Source organism: Sphingomonas fucosidasi, from assembly GCF_036663855.1.
Taxonomy (GTDB): Bacteria; Pseudomonadota; Alphaproteobacteria; order Sphingomonadales; family Sphingomonadaceae; genus Sphingomonas; species Sphingomonas faeni_B.
In genome coordinates this window covers 65,927-82,228 of record NZ_JAXOJR010000008.1, presented here as the reverse complement: position 1 = coordinate 82,228, position 16,302 = coordinate 65,927, and the positions used below count along the sequence as shown (strand labels likewise).

Below are 16,302 nucleotides of genomic sequence, written 5' to 3'. Positions count from 1 at the left end.
TCGCGACGATGACCGAATTGCCTCCTGCCCGCCCATCAGGCCCGCCGCCCGCCGATACGCCCGCCCGGCCAAGCGTTCGCCTTGCTATCTACGACATGGACAAGACGATCACGCACGCGCCGACCTGGACGCCGTTCCTGCTCCACACCGCGCGGAAGAGCGGCGCGCCGTGGCGGTTGGCGCTCGTCCCGTTCGCGGGGGTGGCGGCGCTCGGCTATGTCGGCAAGCTGATCAGCCGCGGCCGCCTCAAATATCTGATGCAGCGGATGATGCTCGGCAAGCGCATGACCCCCGCCGAAGAACGCCGGGCGGCCGAAGCCTTCGCCGACCGCGTGATGCGCGACGGCGTGTTCGCGAGCGCCCGCGCGCAGATCGAGGCCGACCGCGCCGCCGGCTACCGGCTGGTGATGGCGACCGCGTCGTACCGATTCTACGTCGAGGCGATCGCGCGGCGACTGGGTTTCGACGCGGTGATCGGCACCGAGAGCCTGCGCGATCGCGACGGCGTGCTGCTCGCCGGCATCGAAGGCGAGAATTGCTACGGCCCGGCGAAACTGCGGATGATCCAGGCCTGGATGGACCGCGAAGGCATCGCCCGAGACCACGCCCATATCCGCTTCTATTCCGACCACGTCTCGGACGCCCCGACCTTCGAATGGGCGGACGAACCCTTCGCGGTGAATGCGCATGGGCCTTTGCGGTTGTTGGCGAAGGCTAAGGGCTGGCCGATGCCGGATTGGGAGCGGTAGGTCCGTTGCGCGACCGGTGACAGCTGCCAGAACCTACTTAATAACTATCGCCCAATCTCTGCCATTCAAACATCGGTTTGATGTTCCCAATTGCGGACGCCAGATCCCGGCGTATCGTCCGCCCATGAACCAAACTCGCCCGTTCCACTTCCGCACCGTTGCGAATCTATAACTAATATGAAACCCTCTAGTCATGACGATCAGTACCGGAGGATGTCAGTGCGGAGCAGTGCGGTTCCGGGTTGAGGGCGAACTTGAAGACGCATCCATCTGCCATTGTCGAATGTGCCAGAAGGCAACTGGCGGGTTATTCGGACCCTACGTCGGAGCGGCCTTCACCGCGGTGATCTGGACCCGAGGCCTGCCCGGTTATTTTCGAAGTTCAAATAAAGTGCGTCGTGGGTTTTGCCGTGATTGTGGCACGCCCCTAACCTTCGAGTACGGTGAGGGAAACATCAGTTTCGCGCTTGGCGCCATGGACAAACCGCACTCGATCAATCTGTGCGAGCAGCTTGCTTCGCCTGAGCGCATCGCGGATTTTAAGGCACTGGCAAATTTGCCGGAACACCCAACAGATGAGCCGCGAGCCGCTGCTCATCTGGCCGGAATAATATCATTCCAACACCCTGATTTTGATACCGTAGATTGGCCACCGAAGACATAGGCCAACGTCCGCTTCCCGGGATCCGGTCCCTAAGCGGAAGGTCCGCCTTCCTTTCCATCCTGGGCATTCCCGCAACTCGATCCTAATCAGGAATGCCGTTCGCTTCGCAACGTGGCTCAAGTCAGGCATAAGGCTGCCGATATGAGGGGTCGGCGCGTTGGCGGGGGTAAGGCTTAGGCGAGGTTGGGGTTGGCTGCTTCTAGCCACGCTCACGCTTTCAACCATCGGCGATGAAATCTCGCTCATAACCCTGATGCTTCGTACAGCCGGTGATCGCACACCATTCGCTGTGCCGATGCTACTGGTCGCCGGGCTGCTGCCGGGCCTGTTGGCCACACCTCTTATCGGTAGGCTTGTCGACTCCCGCGATGCCGCCAAGCTGCTAGTGGCAACGGCACTGACCAATGCCGTCATCATCGCGTGGATGGCTTGGCATCCTGATCTAACCTCTACCATCGTCGGTGCTAGTATCCTTAGCGTGGCGTTCGCCATCGGCGGGACGGCCAGTTTCGCCCTCATCCCCGTCCTAGCCGCAGGGCTGGGCATGACGCTGCCACGCGCCAATGCGGTGTTGGAGGTCGTGCGCAGTGCGGGGATGCTTGCCGGGCCGGTCGTGGGCGGCGCGCTGGTGGCGTGGGGCGGGACCGGGAACGCGCTGCTGATCGATGCTGCCAGCTTCGCGCTTCTAGCCGCCGTCGTGCTGGCGAGTGGCCTTCGCCGCCCCGTTGAAGCGGACGAAGACGGCGAGGCCCGAACCCTGCTGTCCGAATATTTGCCGGTCCTGCGTGATCGTAGGATTACGATCATGATCAGCGCGCTGACGCTAGAGGTCTATGCGACCGCCATTGCCGATGTAGCATTCGTGTTTCTCGTGACCGTTACATTGGCGGCCGGCCCGACCGTGTTTGGTTTGCTGACGGCCTGCTGGGCTGGAGGAATGATGGCGGGGGCTGCTGCATCGGGAATGATGGCGATGAAGCGGCCGGCACCGATCGCCTTCGTTTCCGGAACTGTGATGGGCGGAATCATGCTCGCGATCGGTATCAGCATATCCACAACGATTGGCAGCATCGCCTTCGTGGGGATTGCGTTCGTAATCGGGGGTGCAGCTAACAGCGCCCACAACGTCGCGGTCCGAACGATGCTGCAACGTGAGGCTCCGGCTAACGCGCAAGGCAAAGTCGCCGCGATCTATAGCGCCAGCACAAGCAGCGCGGGTATTCTTGGATATATGACTGGAGGCTTGTTCGCGCCGAACGGGGCGGTCGATGCATATATCCTCGGCGGTACGCTTGGGGTTGTAGCAGGTTTGGTGGGGTGGCTGCTGTTCATCTCTATCAAAGCCCGCCCTTCATAATCGCTGGCGGAAAGATCCCGATCATCTCTACCGCATTGGCTTTCCCAATTTCCGGTCCTTTTCGGGACCGGCAGCAGCGTCAGGCGACATCGGCTAACGCCACCCGCCTTCTCAACAGCGGACGGGCCGCTATCCTCTTCAACCCAGACATTCGATGTCGGCAAGCGCCGTCCCATCTCGATCTGTTTTCAGAGCCAACCCGTCCAGGTCTTACTTAACCCGGACAGCCACAAACGACCGGACGATACCTGTAAAACCGCCCTTCCCCGTACGATCTAAAAGATCCTACGCTCCCCGGTCACAACAGCACATCGACGCTGTGGATTACCAGTCCGACCAGCCCGCCGACGATCGTGCCGTTCACCCGGATATACTGCAAGTCGCGGCCGACCGCGTTTTCCAAGCGACTGGTGATCGTGTCGGCGTCCCAGCTGCGCACCGTTTCGGACACGAGCTTGACGATGCCGTCGCCGTAATCCGCCGCCGCGCCGACTGCCGCGCGCCGCACGAAGCGGTTGATCGTGCGCGACATGCGGGGGTCGTGCTGCAGCGTTTCGCCGAGCTGACGGAGGATGTCGCCGAGCTTGCCGGCCATCGCGCGCTCGGGATCGCGGGCGATTGCGAGGAGTGCCCCGCGCGCCTGCTCCCACAGGCCGTCGAGCCAGCGCTGCATCGCCGGATTGTCGAGCAGGTCGTTCTTCATCGTCTCGACGCGCTCGCGCATGCGGCGGTCGTATTGGAGATCCCAGGCGAGGCGATCGAGCCCCTCTTCCGCCTTCAGGCGCAAGGGATGCTCGGGGTCCTCGGCCATCTCAGCGAGCAGCTTGTCGAAGCCGCTGATCAGCTTGTCCGCGACGGTCGTATCGAGCCCGGTCCAGCGCAGGATCGAGCCGGCCTTGTCATGGACCATCGCGCGGACGAGGTGGTCGTTCGCGGCCAGCGTCTTCGCCGCCCAGCGGATCGCGCTTTCGAGCAGCGGCGCGTGGCGGCGCTCGGCGATCGCGGCCTTCAGCAGCTGGCCAAGGATCGGCGAGACTTCGGTGGCGCGCAGGCGTGCGCCGATCCCCGCCTTGACCATCCCGCCAAGCCGCGCCGGGTCGAGCCCTTCCAAGACCTGTGCGACCAGCTTCGACGCGCCCTGCCGAAAACGCCCCCCTGCCCCCTCCGGCGGATCGGTCAGCCAGCGGGCGATCGCCCCCGCGACGTCGAGCCGGCGCGTGTGCCGCGCGATCACGACCGGGATCAGGAAGTTCGCGCGGAGGAACTGCGCGAGCGTGTCGCCGATCCGGTCCTTGTTGCGCGGCACGATCGCCGTGTGGGGAATCGGCAGGCCGAGCGGGTGCCGGAACAGCGCGGTAACTGCGAACCAGTCCGCCAGACCGCCGACCATCGCCGCCTCGGCAAACGCGCGGACGAACCCGAAGGCCGGGTGGACGGGGACGAGCGCGCGGCTGACGAAGAACGTCGCGGCCATGAACACGAGCAGGCCGGTGGCGACGATCCGCATGCGGACGAGCGCCGGTGGAGGGGCTTCGCCGGCCGGGCGCATACGGGGTAAAAGCGTCATGCCCGTAACAATCCCCGGGCGCCCCGAATGTTCACGCCGCTGCGGCGGTTCGGGTGCCCGGGTGCAGAGAGGCGTGCCTCAGGGGTTTCACTCGGCGGGTTGCGTGCCGTCACCCCGATCGCGGCCGTGACCGAGCTTGCCGGTCGCCGGCCCGAGCAACGGCCCCGGATTGGGTCCGGCGATCTCGATCACGTCGTCGCCATTGTCGCCCGGACGATAGGTGAGCAGGCGACGGCTCAGCCGCGGCCCGACATAGCGCTCGATCCCGACCGCGAGGCTGAATGCCGCGGGGATGATCAGCAGCGTCAGCAGCGTCGACAGCGCGAGGCCGCCGATCACGACCGTGCCCATCGGCGCGCGCGACGACGAATCGCCGCTGAGCGACATCGCGGTCGGCACCATGCCAGCAACCATCGCGACCGTGGTCATCACGATCGGCTGCGCGCGCTTATGCCCGGCATCGATGATCGCGGTGAAGGCATCGACGCCCTTGCTCATCTCGTCGAGCGCGAAGTCGATCAGCAGGATCGAGTTCTTGGCGACGATGCCGAGCAGCATCAGCAGGCCGATATATACCGGCAGCGACAGCGGCTGGCCGGTCGCCCACAGCGCGAGCAACCCGCCGAGCGGCGCGAGCAGCAGCGACCCCATGTTGACGAACGGCGGCAGCACGCGGCGGTACAGCAGCACCAGCACCGCGAACACGAGGAACGTCCCCGCGATCACCGCGGTGATGAAGTTGGTGATCATCTCGGCCTGCCACTTGCTCTGGCCGAGCGTGAGTTCGCTGACGCCGACCGGCAGGTTCTTCATCGACGACAGTGCGTGAACCTGCTTCATCGCGTCCGAGATCACCACGCCGGGCGCGAGATCGGCGCCGAGCGTGATCTGACGCTGCTGGTTGACGCGGTCGATCTTGGTCGGGCCGGAGCCGAGGCCGATATCCGCGACGAGGTTGAGCGGCACCGAGCCACCCGATGCGGTCGATACGGGCAGGTTCTGGATCGTCGACAGGCTGGTCCGCGCCGACTGATCGAGCGCGACGCGGATCGGAATCTGGCGATCGGAGAGCGAGAAGCGCGCCGAGTTCTGGTCGATATCGCCGAGCGTCGCGATCCGGATCGCCGACGACAGCGCCTGCGTGGTCACGCCGAGATTGGCGGCGAGATCGAAGCGCGGGCGGATGACGATTTCCGGGCGCTGCATGCCGCCCGAGACGCGCGGTGCGGTCAGCGATTTCAGCGAACCCATCTCGGCGACGATCTTGTCCGCCGCCTGTTGCAGCTTGGCGGGATCGCTGCCGCCGAGGACGATCGTCACGTCACGCCCGCTGCCGCCCCAGCCCGACTGCGACCGGAACGACACGCGCGCGTCGGGGATCGCGGTCATCTGCGGTGCGAGCCGGCGTTCGAAATCGACCGACTTCTCCTTGCGATCGGGGCGCAGGTTCGCGGTCACGATTCCGCTGCCGACTCGCGTGCGGGCATAGACGGTGGCGACTTCGGGTTGCTGGCTGAGGATGTCGCCGACCCGCGCGACCACCGCATCGGTCTGCGCCAGCGTGGTGCCGGGCACCATCTCGATCTGCGCGGTCGAATCATCCTCGTCGCGGGTCGGCTGGAACTGCGAGGGGATGACGGTGAACATGAACAGCGTCAGCGCGAAGGCGACCAAGCCCGCGCCGATCGCCCACATCCGGTGATCCATCACGCGGTTGAACATCTTCCGGATGCCGCCGCGCGCGCGCCATGCCGCGGCCTTGCGGCTGTCGAGCGTCCAGTGGAGCGTGCGGACATACCAGTCCATGATCTTGCCCTCGCCGTGGCTGGCATGGCCGAACGACTTGAGGAAATACGCCGCGATCATCGGCGTCACGAGCCGCGCCACCGCAAGGCTCATCAGCACGGCCGCGACCACCGTCAGGCCGAAATTCTTGAAGAACTGGCCTGCGATACCCGGCATCAGCGCGACCGGCATGAACACCGCGACGATCGCCATCGTCGTCGCCAGCACGGCGAGACCGATCTCGTCCGCGGCATCGATCGACGCCTGATAGGCGGATTTGCCCATCCGCATGTGTCGGACGATGTTCTCGATCTCGACGATCGCGTCATCGACCAGCACGCCTGCAACCAGGCTGAGCGCGAGCAGCGTCATGCCGTTCAGGTCGAAGCCGAGCAGGTCCATGAACCAGAAGGCCGGGATCGCCGACAACGGGATCGCCAGCGCCGAGATCGCGGTCGCACGCCAGTCGCGCAGAAAGATGAAGACGACGATGACGGCGAGGATCGCGCCCTCGATCATCGCATGGATCGCGCTTTCATACTGCGCTTCGGTATACTCGGTGGTGGTGTAGCGCTGGACGAACTTGACCGACGGATTGCGCTTTTCGAGCGCGCGCAATTTGTCGACGGCCTGATGATAGACGGTGACGTCGGACGCGCCCTTGGCCCGCTGGAAATCGAAGGTGATCGCCTGGCGGCCGTCGACCGTCGCGCGGCTGCGCTGCTCGGCGTAGAGATCGCGGACCTGCGCGATGTCCGCCAACCGCACCGTGCGGCCATTGCCGACGTTGATCTGCGTCTGGCCGAGATCGCTCGCGTCGCGCGCGTTGCCGAGCACGCGGATCGACTGTTCGGATCCGGCGATCTCGGCACGCCCGCCCGCCGCGTTCAGATTGACCTGACGCAACTGCAAATTGACCTGGCTTGCGGTCAGCCCCTGGCTCTGGAGCTTCAGCGGATCGAGGATCACGCGGATCTCGCGGCTGACGCCACCGTTGCGGCTGATCGTCGCCATGCCGGGGATCGACAGCAATTCCTTGGTGACGGTGTCGTCGATGTACCAGGAGAGCTGTTCGACGGTCATGTCGGTGGTGATCGCCGCGAAGCTCGCGACGTCGTTGCCGCTGGTGTTCGCGCGGTAGACCTGTGGCTCGAGGATGCCGTCGGGCAGGTCGCTGCGGATCTGCGCGATCGCGTCACGCACGTCGTTCACTGCGCGGTCGATCGGGGTGCCGATGGTGAGCTGGATCACCGTTTCCGAATTGCCTTCGGTGACGGTCGAGTTGATCTCGTCGATGCCCTGAAGCGAGCGCACCGCCGCCTCGACGCGCTGCGTGACCTGCGTCTCCATCTCGGTCGGCGCGGCGCCGGGCTGGTTGACGACGACGATCGCGATCGGGAAGTCGATGTCGGGGTCACGGTTGACATCCATCCGCATGAAGCTGACGACGCCCGCAAGCATCAGGGCCAGGAAAAGCACGATCGGCGGAACCGGGTTGCGGATCGACCAGGCCGAGATGTTGCGGAAGTTCATGGGCTCAGCTCGCCTTCTTGGTGATCGGCTTGACCGTCTGCCCGGGTGCCAGGAAGCCACCCGCGGACTGTACGACGCGCTCCGAGCCGTCGAGGCCGCCGACGATCGTCACGCCGGCATCGGAGACCTGGCCGATCTTCACATTGCGCCGGACGATCTTGTCGCCCGGGCCGACTATATAGACGTAATTGCCCTTCTCGTCGCTCTGCAACGCGGAGTCGGGAAGCAAAGGCGCCTGCGTCACGCCGCCGACGATGGTCGCCGCGGCGAACCCGCCGGGGCGCAGCGCCGGATCGTATTTGACCGCGATGCGCGCGATGCCCTGGCGGGTCTGCGGATCGATCACGGGCGAAACCTGCCATACTTCGCCGGGATAGCCCTGCGTGGTGCCGACCGGCACGACGGTCGCGCGCGCCCCGACGTGCAGCCCGGTCAGGTCCGCTTCGCTCAACTGTGCGCGCATCTCCATCTGGCCACCCATCGCCATGCGGAACAGGACGCCCGCCGATGGCCCGACGATCTGGCCGGCCTCGACGCCGCGGGTCAGCACCAAGCCGGCGGCAGGCGCGCGGATATCGAGCCGGCCGTTGCGCGCACGTGCTTCGCCGAGCGTCGCCTGCGCCACCTTCACGCGCGCCGCCGCGGCATCGCGGGTCGCCGCCCTGCGCTGCAGATCGGCCTTCGAGATGAAGCCGCGGTCGACGAGTTGCTTGGCCCGATCGAGTTCGGCCTGCGCGATCGTCTCGTCCGAGCGCGCGACGCTGACCGATGCGGCGAGCGACGCCGCGGTCTCGTTCTGGACCGAGCGATCGACCGTCGCGAGCACCTGGCCCGCCGCGACCCAGGTGCCGGGTTCGACCAGCACCCGCGTGATCATCCCGCCCTCGCCCGCGACGCCGACCGGCATCTCGCGGCGCGCCGCCAGCGTGCCCGTCGCCGAGATCGTCCGGTCGACCGCCTGCCGGCCCGGGACGACTACCGACACGGTCGGCAATTGCGCGCCCGGCGTCGCGGCCGCGACGTCCTTCTTGCCGGACTTGAAGGCATAGACCGCCACCGCGATCGCCACCACCAGGATCACGGCGATGATGACATTGCGGCGGCGGTGCGAGGGCGCGCTATAGTCCGGCAACGCCAGCGGCTCTTCCCTCTCGCCACCGACCATCTTCGTCTCGTAATTCATGCGCGTCACAATCCCAATTTCGACCGGTCTTGTCTCGACCCGCTTCGCCGTTCATTCGCTGTGTTATCTGAATAAGTCACCGTGCTCAAGCCCCTCGACGAGCACGGACTCGAAGACATGCTTCGAATCCGATCTATTCGCAATGAGGATCGGAGAATTTGGTAGACGTTCAGCTTGCGTTGACGTCCCCGGCGCCACACGCCGACCTATGGCCACACGGGGCTACACGGGAGACATAATCATGAAGATCGCAACGTTCCTCACCACGCTGGCCGGCATCGCCGTCGCGTTGCCGGGAACAGCCGCCATCGCGCAGACCGCGCCGACCACGGTCGAGCCGATGATCCCGGCGGCGGGCACCGTGCTCGACGTGACGGCGGAGGGTCGCACGACCCGCGTGCCCGATCTCGCGACGATCCGCGCCGGCGTCGTCTCGCAATCGACCACCGCCGCAGCCGCGCTCACCGACAATGCGCAGCGGATGGCGAAGGTGCTCGCGGCGCTGAAGCGGGCAGGCGTGGCGCCGCGCGACATCGCGACGTCGTCGGTCCAGCTGGCGCCGCAATATCGCTATGCCGACAACCAGCCGCCGGTGATTACCGGCTACCAGGCGACCAACACCGTCTCGATCCGGTTCCGCGACGTGGCGAAGTCGGGGACGATCCTCGACGCACTGGTGGCGGAGGGCGCGAACCAGATCGACGGGCCGAACCTGTCGATCGACAAGCCCGAGACGGCGCTCGACGAAGCGCGGGCCGACGCGATCACGCAGGCCAAGCGTCGCGCGGATCTCTACGCGAAGGCGGCGGGCTTGCGCGTGTCGCGGATCGTGTCGATCGCCGAATCAGGGCAGGATACCGGCGGCTCGCCGCAGCCGATGTTCATGGCCCGCGCGTCGATGGCCAAGGACAGCACGCAGATCGCGCCGGGCGAGAAGGACGTGACCGTCACGCTCTCGGTGCGGTTCCTGCTGAACTGACCCGCATTACGATCCTCCCCCGCATCTTCGATCCTCCCCCGCAAGGGGGAGGTGGCGCCGAAGGTGACGGAGGGGGAGGACACGGAACAGGGGTTACCCTTTCCTCCCCCTCCGTCTGGCAAGAGACAGCCACCTCCCCCTGGCGGGGGAGGATCGAGAGGGCCACTGAGATCCAGCGAACATCTCCACACACGAAAAAAGGGCCGCCCGGTCGCCCGGACGGCCCTTTCATTTCGCGTGACGATGCGAGACTTAGCGGACGCTACCGCGACGCACGAGGTTCACGATCGCGAGCAGTACGACTGCGCCGAGCAGCGAGACCAGGAACGAGGTCAGCGTCAGCGGTGCGTTGTTGATCGAACCACCCGACAGGACCAGGCCGCCGATGAATGCGCCGACGATGCCGACGACGATGTTCAGGAAAATGCCCTGTTGCGCGTCGGTGCGCATGATCATGCTGGCGATCCAGCCGATGACGCCGCCGATGATCAGCCAAAGAATGAGACCCATGATATTTTCCCTCCGTTGAACCCGTATCCGGGCGATGGCGGAAAGACGAGCGAGCGGGGATTTTTGTTCCGCCCGCGTTTTGAGTTTTAGGTCTCAGTACTTTTGTTGACGCTCGTACAACGACTTGTAGTGCTGGATGCGCGTGACGCGGAGCCCGGGCATGCCCGACCGGTCGATCGCGCGCTGCCAACTGGCGAACTCTTCGACGGTCAGGCCATAGCGGGCGCAGACGTCGTCGACGCTGAGCAAACCGCCATTCACCGCTGCGACCACTTCGGCCTTGCGACGCACCACCCACCGCGTGGTGCTGGGTGGCGGCAGCGTATCCAGCGTCAGTTGCTCACCGAGTGGTCCGATGACCTTGCCGGGACGGATTTTCTGGTTCTCGATCATTTGAAACCTCTGATCGGGGCGGGGGGCCCCCTATCGATACGCACGCACGACACATAGTCGCAGGATTTGAAGATCGGCTGAAACGCCGCGGTAAACCGCATCTTCACTCGTCCTTCCACCGGGTTAAAGCCGTTGCCATCGGACCGTTGAACGCACCGTGAAGCGGCGCGAACAGTTTGGGATCGATCGTCGTCCGCGCGAAGCTGGCCTGTACCACCGCGGTCGGACTCGCTGCCTGGCGGGCGGCGATACCGACGATCAGGACAGCGAGGTCGCCCGGTAGAACGGTGACCTCGGCATCGCGATCGAAACGGGGAAAACTCAGGTCCAACGGGATACTCGCGAAAACTCTTGGGAGGCCCGCTATATCGCGAGGGGGTGAAGGGACCGTAAAACTCGAGGAAAGAGTTCGTGAACTTGTCGCTTTATTCCAATCGCTGGTCGCGTTTTTCCGTCAACTCGTCCTGATATACGTTAACCGCCGCATCTTTTTGCAACCGCACGCCGTCGCGCCTATGTGGCGATCATGGATCAGACCGATTTTCAGCTCGGGTCGGACACGGCCGGAAAGCGCATCGTCGTGGCGATGTCCGGCGGCGTCGACAGTTCGGTCGTCGCCGCGCTCGCGCATGCCACCGGCGCCGAGACGATCGGCGTGACGTTGCAGCTCTACGACCACGGCGAAGCGATCGGTCGCGCTAGCTCGTGCTGCGCCGGGCGCGACATCCGCGACGCCCGCGCGGTATGCGACCGACTCGGGATCGCGCATTATGTATTCGATCACGAAACCAGCTTTCGCGAGCAGGTGGTCGACAAGTTCGCCGACGAATATCTCGCCGGGCGGACGCCGATCCCCTGCGTCCAGTGCAACATGGGGCCGAAGTTCACCGACCTGCTGAAGCTGGCGCGCGATCTCGGCGCGGATTGCCTCGCCACCGGACATTACGTCCGCCGAGTCGAGGGCACGCACGGTGCCGAACTCCACCGCGGTGCCGATCCGGCGCGCGACCAGAGCTATTTCCTGTTCGCGACGACGCAGGCGCAGCTCGATTACCTGCGGTTTCCCTTGGGTGGCCTGCCCAAGGCGCGCGTACGCGAGATCGCGGCCGAACTCGGGCTCGGCGTCGCGGCCAAGCCGGACAGCCAGGATATCTGCTTCGTCCCCGATGGCGATTATGCCGGGCTGGTGAAGAAGCTGCGGCCCGAGGCGGCGGAAACCGCGGGCGATATCGTCGATCTCGGCGGCGTGAAGCTCGGCGAGCATCGCGGGTTGATCCACTTCACCGTCGGCCAGCGTCGCGGGCTGGAGATCGGGGGAAGTCCCGAGCCGCTCTATGTCGTCCGGGTCGAGCCGGAGACTAAGCGCGTCGTCGTCGGCCCGCGGCGTGCGCTCGCGGTCGAGGCGGCGCGGATGACCGACATCAACTGGCTCGGCGGCGACTTCACCGGACCGCTGACCGCCAAGGTCCGGTCGATGGCCAAGCCCGTCCCTGCCCGCCTGGTCGGCGACCGCGTGGTGTTCGACGCCCCCGAATACGGCGTCGCGCCCGGCCAGGCGGCGGTACTCTATGCCGGCGAGCGCGTGCTCGGCGGTGGCTGGATCGCGGATACCGAGGCGGCACTCGCCGCCGCCTGACGCGTTGGGGCGGGATGGATATCGAAGACCTTCGCCGCCAGATGGAAGCCGCCGCCGCTGCAATGGACTTCGAAACGGCCAGTCGGCTGCGCGATCAGATCAGCGTGTTGCGCGGTGGCGGTGAGGTCACGGACACCGCCGGGCTGACGCGGCAACAGCCGGGCGCGATGGGCCTCGGCACCAGCCAGCAGCGCATGACCCCACCCCCGGGCTGGGTGAAACCGAAAAAGCCCGATCCGATGACCAAGGGGCGGAAGCGGTAGGGCACGGGAGAGGGTAGAAGTCGCCACCCCCACCACATCGCCATCCCAGCCCCGTCATCCCCCAGCCCCGTCATCCCCCAACCCCGTCATCCCCACCCCGTCATCCCAGCGAAAGCTGGGATATCAGCATGGGACCCCCGTCATCTGCCCCGTGGGAGACCCCAGCTTTCGTTGGGGTGACGGATGGAGGCGGGTGACGGATGGAGGCGGGTGACAGCTCCCGCGGATGAGCTAGGCACTAGGCACCGTTACGGAAGCAGGAACGTGCCCTCGATCGTCGTGACGCACGACCCGCCCAACACCACACGGTCGCCCTCGAGCCGGCAAGTCAACTTCCCGCCCCGCGCGCTCGCCTGAAACGCGGTGAAGCTGTTCCCCAAAGTCTGCGCCCAATACGGCACCATCACCGCATGCGCCGAGCCCGTCACCGAATCCTCGTCGATCGCGTAATACGGCGTGAACACCCGGCTGACGATGTCGGTCGCCGCCCCCCGCGCGGCGACGATCGCGACGATCGGGAACTTCGCCAGCGCGGCGAAATCCGGCTTCAGGTTGCGCACCACCGCCTCGTCATCGACGATCACGAGCGCATAGCCCTTCTCGTGCCACAACGTCTCGACCGGCTCGGCGACGTTCAGCGCCGCGACGATCTCCGGAATCGCCTTCTGGCTCGGACCCCAAGCCGGCAACTCCAGCGTATAGCCGCTGTCCGCCCGCGCGACCTCGAGCATCCCCGCCTGCCGCGTCCGGAACCGCACCCGGTTGAGCGCGGTGTCCGACGACAGCACGAAATGCCCGCTCGCCAGCGTCGCGTGGCCGCACAGCGCGACCTCCGCCCCGGGCGTGAACCAGCGCAGGTCGAAATCCACGCCCTCCTCGTCGGACGCAACGATGAAAGCCGTCTCGCTCAGGTTGTTTTCCTGCGCGATGTCCAGCAGCACGGCGTCGTCGAGCCACGCCGACAGCGGCATCACCGCCGCCTGGTTGCCGCCGAACGGCGTGTCGGAAAACGCATCGATCTGCGCGAACGGTATTCTCATATCGGGGAGCCTTTAAACGCGCTTGCCAAACCAATGCGGCGTCACGTCCGCCTCGACCAGCGGATTGTCGGTGTCGACATGCCCCTCAGGATCGAGGTGGATCAGCACCTCGACCTTGGGGAAGGCGGTGCGCAGGTTGCGCTCGACCGCCTCGACGATGTCGTGCGCGTTGGCCACCGTCAGGTCGCGCGCGACCTCCATGTGGAACTGCGCGAAGTCGTGGCTGCCCGAACGCCGCGTGCGGAAATCGTGGATACCGCGAATGCCCGGCTGGCGCGCCGCCACGTCGAGGAACTGCGTGCGCAGATCCTCCGGCCATTCCTTGTCCATCAACTGGTCGATCGCGTTCGACGATGCCTGGAACGCACCCCAGGCCAGCCACAACGCGATGACGATGCCGAAGATCGGATCCGCGCCACTCCACCCGACATATTGATCGAGCACGAGGGCCACGATCACCGAGCCGTTGAGCAGCACGTCCGACTGGTAATGGACGTTGTCCGCGAGGATCGCGACCGATCCGGTCTGGCGGATGATGCGGCGCTGATAGGCGAGCAGGAACACGGTGGCGACGATCGCGATCACCGACACGCCGATACCGAACTCGGCGCCGGTGGTCGGCTGCGGATCGCCGAACGCGAGGATCGCGCGCCACGCGATGCCGACCGCCGAGGCGGTGATCAGCATGACCTGGAACAGCGCCGCGAGCGCCTCCGCCTTGCCGTGGCCGAAGCGGTGGTCGTGATCCGCGGGCGTCGCCGCGAGGCGCACGCCGTACAAGGTCACCAGCGATGCCAGCAGATCGAGCGCGGTATCGGCGAGCGAGCCGAGCATCGCCACCGAGCCCGTCGACCACGCCGCAAAGCCCTTCAGCAGCAGCAGGAAACACGCCATCGCGACACTGGCGAGCGCCGCACGGGTTGCGAGGGGTATGACCCTACGCCGTTCGTCCTGCGTCATGGGAACAGCAGCCCTTCGCTCCAGCCGCCGCCGTCGCGCACGAACAGCCGGCGCTCGTGGAGGCGATGTTCGCGGTCCCGCCACAGCTCGATGCGGTCGGGGGCGATCCGGTAGCCGCCCCAATGCGGCGGGCGCGGCACGTCGCCGCCCTCGAACCGCGCCTGCATCTCGGCGAACCGCTGCTCGAACGTCTCGCGCGAATCGAGCGGGCGGGATTGGTCCGACGCCCAGGCGCCAAGCTGCGAATCGCGACCGCGCGAGGCGAAATAGGCGTCCGACTCGGCATCGCTGACCAAGCTGACGGGGCCTTCGATGCGGACCTGCCGGCGCAGCGACTTCCAGTGGAAGAGCAAGGCGGCGTAGCGATTGACGGCGAGGTTGCCCGCCTTGCGACTTTCGCGGTTGGTGTAGATCACGAAACCGTCGGGACCGTGCCCTTTCAACAGCACCATCCGCACCGACGGACGACCCTCCGCATCCGCGGTGGCGAGCGCTACCGCGTTGGAGTCGTTGATTTCTGTTTCCCGCGCCTCGGCATACCAGGCGTCGAACAGGGCAATCGGATCTTCGGACATGGCTGCGCCATAGCGAAACTTCGGCCCGAGCGAAACCGCGCGAGGGAACGACTCCGCCTCGCCGATGATTGATTACGAACTCGAATCGTTTCCGCAACGAAGGAACATCCACGGTGGCAGCGCGCGCGTATTGGCAGGGGCAGATCCGGCTGGCCCTCGTCTCGATCCCGGTCGAGATCTACTCCGCGACCAAGTCCGGCGCGGCGGTGTCGTTCAAGCAGATCCACGAGCCGTCGGGCCAGCCGATCCATTACGACAAGGTCGTCACCGGCGTGGGTCCGGTCGATGCCGACGAGATCATGAAGGGCTACGAGGTCTCGAAGGGCGAATACGTGCTGCTCGAGCAGGACGAGATCGACGCGGTGAAGCTTGAGTCAAAGAAGACGCTGGAGCTGACGCAGTTCGTCGACGCGAGCGAGATCGACGTTCTGTATTACGAGAAGCCGTATTTCGTGGTGCCCGCGGACGACTTGGCGGAGGAGGCGTTCATCGTTCTGCGCGAGGCGTTGAAGCGCACCAAGAAGGTCGGCTTGGGGCAGCTCGCAATGCGCGGCCGCGAATATGTCGTGAGCCTGAAGCCGTGCGGGCGCGGTATGGTGCTGGAGACGCTCCGCTACGCCGACGAGGTGCACAAGGCGCAGGGCTATTTCCGCGATATTCCCGACGACAAGCCGTCCGAGGAACTGCTGGAACTGGCCGAGGCGCTGATCGGGAAGCGCAGTGGCGACTTCCACCCGCAGGAGTTCCACGATCGCTATGTGGACGCGCTGAAGGACCTGATCGAACGCAAGCGCAAGGCGAACGGGAAGAAGATCATCGAGGACAAGGACACCGGCGGGAAGACGGGCTCCAACGTGGTCGATTTGATGGCGGCGTTGAAGAAGTCGATGGAGAAGAGCGGAGGGAGTGCGGCGGCGGAGAAGGCACCAGCGAAGAAAGCGCCCGCCAAGCGCGCGCCGGCGAAAACGGCTGCCAAAGCTCCTGCAAAAAAACGTGCATAGCGCCCCCGCCCCCCTCACCGTCATTCCAGCGAAAGCTGGAATATCCCGGTTGGCGAGGTCGCCCTTGCCGCACCAGATCCCAGCTTTCGCTGGGATGACGTATATTT

General features: G+C 65.6%; 16 protein-coding genes. 7 read left to right on the top strand and 9 right to left on the bottom strand.

Annotation, left to right across the window (positions count from 1 at the left end):
* Nucleotides 1-8 precede the first annotated feature (8 nt).
* The 3 genes from U1737_RS15250 (at nt 9) to U1737_RS15240 (ending at nt 2,770) form a co-directional block, all read left to right on the top strand.
* On the top strand, nt 9-749 hold the full coding sequence (locus U1737_RS15250) for an HAD family hydrolase (RefSeq protein ID WP_332797347.1): 741 nt from the start codon (nt 9-11) through the stop codon (nt 747-749).
* 193 nt (nt 750-942) lie between these two features.
* Complete coding sequence (locus tag U1737_RS15245) at nt 943-1,413, top strand: GFA family protein (RefSeq protein WP_332797346.1); 471 nt, start codon at nt 943-945, stop codon at nt 1,411-1,413.
* Nucleotides 1,414-1,708: 295 nt separating this feature from the next.
* Nucleotides 1,709-2,770: an MFS transporter gene (locus tag U1737_RS15240; protein WP_443027137.1), complete on the top strand. Its 1,062-nt coding sequence runs from the start codon at nt 1,709-1,711 to the stop codon at nt 2,768-2,770.
* A 298-nt stretch (nt 2,771-3,068) separates the two neighbouring features.
* On the opposite strand, the gene U1737_RS15235 is transcribed toward U1737_RS15240, so the two are convergent.
* The 3 genes from U1737_RS15235 to U1737_RS15225 all read right to left on the bottom strand — a co-directional run bounded on the left by U1737_RS15235 (nt 3,069) and on the right by U1737_RS15225 (nt 8,838).
* The gene (locus U1737_RS15235) at nt 3,069-4,337 is read right to left on the bottom strand and encodes a DUF445 domain-containing protein (protein ID WP_332797344.1); all 1,269 of its coding nucleotides are present in this window, start codon (nt 4,335-4,337) and stop codon (nt 3,069-3,071) included.
* A gap of 87 nt (nt 4,338-4,424) precedes the next feature.
* Nucleotides 4,425-7,655 carry an efflux RND transporter permease subunit gene (locus tag U1737_RS15230; protein ID WP_332797343.1) on the bottom strand — a complete coding sequence of 1,077 codons (3,231 nt, stop codon included), beginning with the start codon at nt 7,653-7,655 and terminating at the stop codon, nt 4,425-4,427.
* Nucleotides 7,656-7,659: 4 nt separating this feature from the next.
* Nucleotides 7,660-8,838 (bottom strand): efflux RND transporter periplasmic adaptor subunit, encoded by a 1,179-nt coding sequence (locus U1737_RS15225; protein WP_332797342.1) that lies wholly within the window; start codon nt 8,836-8,838, stop codon nt 7,660-7,662.
* A 241-nt stretch (nt 8,839-9,079) separates the two neighbouring features.
* On the opposite strand from U1737_RS15225, the gene U1737_RS15220 reads away from it, so the two are divergent.
* Complete coding sequence (locus U1737_RS15220; protein WP_332797341.1) at nt 9,080-9,817, top strand: SIMPL domain-containing protein; 738 nt, start codon at nt 9,080-9,082, stop codon at nt 9,815-9,817.
* 252 nt (nt 9,818-10,069) lie between these two features.
* Here the strand turns inward: U1737_RS15220 and U1737_RS15215 are convergent, their stop codons facing one another.
* The 3 genes from U1737_RS15215 to U1737_RS15205 form a co-directional block, all read right to left on the bottom strand.
* Nucleotides 10,070-10,327, bottom strand: a complete 258-nt coding sequence (locus tag U1737_RS15215) for a GlsB/YeaQ/YmgE family stress response membrane protein (protein ID WP_055881539.1) — start codon at nt 10,325-10,327, stop codon at nt 10,070-10,072.
* 93 nt (nt 10,328-10,420) lie between these two features.
* On the bottom strand, nt 10,421-10,720 hold the full coding sequence (gene sciP, locus U1737_RS15210) for a CtrA inhibitor SciP (RefSeq protein ID WP_056412261.1): 300 nt from the start codon (nt 10,718-10,720) through the stop codon (nt 10,421-10,423).
* Between the two features lie 103 nt (nt 10,721-10,823).
* On the bottom strand, nt 10,824-11,051 hold the full coding sequence (locus U1737_RS15205; RefSeq protein ID WP_128453948.1) for a hypothetical protein: 228 nt from the start codon (nt 11,049-11,051) through the stop codon (nt 10,824-10,826).
* Nucleotides 11,052-11,246: 195 nt separating this feature from the next.
* Here U1737_RS15205 and mnmA point away from each other — a divergent pair, with 195 nt between their 5' ends.
* Nucleotides 11,247-12,356: a tRNA 2-thiouridine(34) synthase MnmA gene (gene mnmA, locus U1737_RS15200; protein ID WP_332797340.1), complete on the top strand. Its 1,110-nt coding sequence runs from the start codon at nt 11,247-11,249 to the stop codon at nt 12,354-12,356.
* Nucleotides 12,357-12,370: 14 nt separating this feature from the next.
* A complete protein-coding gene (locus tag U1737_RS15195; protein ID WP_332797339.1) occupies nt 12,371-12,619 on the top strand; it encodes a UvrB/UvrC motif-containing protein in 249 nt (82 codons plus the stop codon).
* Nucleotides 12,620-12,867: 248 nt separating this feature from the next.
* Here the strand turns inward: U1737_RS15195 and U1737_RS15190 are convergent, their stop codons facing one another.
* The 3 genes from U1737_RS15190 to pdxH are packed head-to-tail and all read right to left on the bottom strand — an operon-like array spanning nt 12,868 to nt 15,194.
* The gene (locus tag U1737_RS15190; protein ID WP_332797338.1) at nt 12,868-13,659 is read right to left on the bottom strand and encodes a PhzF family phenazine biosynthesis protein; all 792 of its coding nucleotides are present in this window, start codon (nt 13,657-13,659) and stop codon (nt 12,868-12,870) included.
* A 12-nt stretch (nt 13,660-13,671) separates the two neighbouring features.
* Nucleotides 13,672-14,619, bottom strand: a complete 948-nt coding sequence (locus U1737_RS15185) for a cation diffusion facilitator family transporter (RefSeq protein WP_248523505.1) — start codon at nt 14,617-14,619, stop codon at nt 13,672-13,674.
* The gene (gene pdxH, locus U1737_RS15180; RefSeq protein WP_332797337.1) at nt 14,616-15,194 is read right to left on the bottom strand and encodes a pyridoxamine 5'-phosphate oxidase; all 579 of its coding nucleotides are present in this window, start codon (nt 15,192-15,194) and stop codon (nt 14,616-14,618) included. Before pdxH ends, U1737_RS15185 begins: the two co-directional genes overlap by 4 nt.
* A 113-nt stretch (nt 15,195-15,307) precedes the next feature.
* Here pdxH and ku point away from each other — a divergent pair, with 113 nt between their 5' ends.
* Nucleotides 15,308-16,195 carry a non-homologous end joining protein Ku gene (gene ku / locus U1737_RS15175; protein ID WP_332797336.1) on the top strand — a complete coding sequence of 296 codons (888 nt, stop codon included), beginning with the start codon at nt 15,308-15,310 and terminating at the stop codon, nt 16,193-16,195.
* Nucleotides 16,196-16,302: the final 107 nt, after the last annotated feature.